Annotated in this window: 2 protein-coding genes; both read left to right on the top strand. The window is 38.8% G+C overall.

Going from position 1 to position 694, the window contains the following annotated elements; genetic code table 11:
• On the top strand, positions 1 to 186 hold a 186-nt coding region (locus tag ACYQ3Q_RS28365; protein ID WP_459931733.1), incomplete at its 5' end, for a hypothetical protein.
• Positions 187 to 400: 214 nt separating this feature from the next.
• Positions 401 to 694: Y-family DNA polymerase (locus ACYQ3Q_RS28360; protein ID WP_459931732.1), on the top strand; the 294-nt coding region annotated here is incomplete at its 3' end.

Raw genomic sequence — 694 nt, 5'->3', positions numbered from 1 at the left:
CTTCATTATTATAAACTGGTTGGAGTTGGCCTTATTTGTATCTATCTTATTCATGAAGCAAAGAGGGATTTGAAAAGCCAGTCGCGGGTGATTAAGGTATTGTGGGGAGCGAATTTGGTGTATAGTTTAATTGCTGTTTCTAACATGGTCGCTTACTTTATTCCAGAAGTATCATTTTGCACTTAGGTAAATTGGTCACCAGATCATTGGAAAATGGTGGACACTGTTAGAGAGTTATTAACTGGTTCCGAACTGTAATCTCAGTCGGGATTAGTTAATGCTTTTGTTTTAGGCCTTATTGCGAACAGCGTAATACCATTATATGGTGAATGTATTTACTTTACACAGAACATATGTTTGCATATAATTAATACAAACGTTCTGAGCAAGGGTGAAGTATATGAGCCAACGAATTATATTTCATATCGATGTGAATTCTGCGTATTTGTCATGGGAGGCGGTTCACAGGCTTCAGCATGGTGACCCATTAGACCTAAGAACTGTACCCTCTGTGGTTGGTGGTGATCCAGTGACTCGACATGGAATCGTTTTGACGAAATCAATTCCTGCTAAAAAATATAATATACAAACAGGCGAGAGTATTTTCAGCGCATGTGCGAAATGCCCTGACCTGATTATCGTCCGACCCAACTATTCTTTATATATGCAATGCTCGAAAGCGTTTGGTGATATT

Source organism: Desulfosporosinus burensis (assembly GCF_054657535.1).
This window is presented reverse-complemented; position numbering and strand designations above follow the sequence as displayed.